Below are 1,756 nucleotides of genomic sequence, written 5' to 3'. Positions count from 1 at the left end.
ACATTGGTTAAATGTTAATGACTTTCTTACGGCCAAGTCCGAAGAGTGATTAGAGGTTATCCCGGGTGTCCGGCATAGTCAGCTAGACAATGTCGCACTTCTGATAAAAAGGATTTCCTAATCCCTTCATCAGATAAATATTCAAGCACAGCTAGTATAGCAGATTTTGCTATTTTGTAATAAAAGAGGTAGGACTACAATAATTATGACGATGAGACATTTATTCACAACTTTCCTCATAATCCTTTTCGTCGCTGGAACCGCAAAGTGCCAAACTCAGGCCGAGATGAATAAGGTTGCAGCAGAGGGTTACAGGGTGGCAGATGCTGAATTGAACAAAATTTACCAACAGATAATCAAGGATTATGCTGATGATCCAACTTTTCTGAAAGCACTTCGAACATCTCAACGTAACTGGATTAAGTTTAGAGACTCTGAGCTGAAAATGAAATATCCTGACCGTGAACCTGGGTGGTACGGAAGTATTCAACCTACGTGTGTTTCAACCTATATGACCGAACTAACGAACGAAAGAACTACTAAACTCAGGACATGGCTCACTGGAATTGAAGAAGGAGATGCATGTGCAGGATCAGTACAGACAAAAAGGTGACATGGTGTACAATAAGATCAACTTCTTCCCAGGTCTATCACCACAGACCTCATGCGAGAGTGTGTCATAATGAGGGGACAGGCCATGGTGGAGGAAAGTTTAGGCACTGAATGTTTCTCACACAAACCATCATCTTCAAAAAAGTCACTTTCAAATAATGAAAAGTCTTATCTTAGGAGGGCAATACACGTAACGTGTCTGTTTTATGCATTCATTTTCGTTTAAAAGCGGATAAGTTGCTGGTATTGAAAAAATTAACAAGAAATAAGATATAAGGAAATGACAGTAATACTGTTGTTTTGGTCGTTAGAGTCTATTTATGGGAATTCGAATCTTCTTTGCTATTTGTATTCTGAACCAACTTGCTTCCGAGGCTCAATCTTTGGACGGCACTTGGATTGTAAGGAAGATTGAACTTCAACAAGATGACATTAATTCATGTACTCATGGACGTGGGCTAGTCTTCATTGATTCTGATTCTTCCTTTGTTTTTTACCGGTCGGGATGGCAAGATTTTGTTGGGACATTAAATGAACGATCAGCCAAACATAGTAGGGAACTACGTATCATTGACAACTCTAGAAATGTTTTGACACTCGAACATTTTACCAAATCGAGGACAGAACTGCTAACGATGGTAAGAGCTAAACAAATAGATATAAAAGACTCAAAAGACTTGTTTAACACTTGGCAACTCGACTCCATTAACTCGGAATTTTACGATTGGAAAAAGATCACGATTGACAAGGTGCATATCGAGATAGAATCAGACAACATAGGACTCTCAACAGAAATAAATTTGATTCACGCGTCCAATCTTTTCATACCTCTTTCTTTTGAATACAATGGATTTATGGTACAGATTACCGAACTGTCACCTGAACGATGGACTGGAACTCTTTTTATCACCAAATATCCAAATAGGTTAATTTCGTCAACAGAAGAATGCGAAATCGATCCAATAATTCACAAAATAGCGTTCAACAGGCTCTAATCCCAGCTGCCCGACATGTTCCGCAGGGCATGTCAGTCCTCAGATAAAAAGAGGGTGTCTCAAAAGGTCATCCTCTTTTTTTATATCGCAAAGAAAAATCAAGGCCGAGAACAATGAAGTTCCCGGCCTTTTAATTGCGACTAATTGTT

The 1,756-nt window shown here is 39.1% G+C and carries 2 protein-coding genes; both read left to right on the top strand.

All coding sequences use genetic code 11. The features are described 5' to 3' along the window. The first annotated feature begins 205 nt into the window (after window positions 1-205). Window positions 206-613 carry a lysozyme inhibitor LprI family protein gene (locus tag RLO81_RS14430; protein ID WP_350113019.1) on the top strand — a complete coding sequence of 136 codons (408 nt, stop codon included), beginning with the start codon at window positions 206-208 and terminating at the stop codon, window positions 611-613. A 319-nt stretch (window positions 614-932) separates the two neighbouring features. Then, window positions 933-1,607 (top strand): hypothetical protein, encoded by a 675-nt coding sequence (locus tag RLO81_RS14425; RefSeq protein WP_350113016.1) that lies wholly within the window; start codon window positions 933-935, stop codon window positions 1,605-1,607. Window positions 1,608-1,756 lie beyond the last annotated feature (149 nt).

The sequence above is a fragment of the Fulvivirga sp. genome (assembly GCF_040220315.1).
In the GTDB taxonomy this organism is placed as follows: Bacteria; Bacteroidota; Bacteroidia; order Cytophagales; family Cyclobacteriaceae; genus Fulvivirga.
This window is presented reverse-complemented; position numbering and strand designations above follow the sequence as displayed.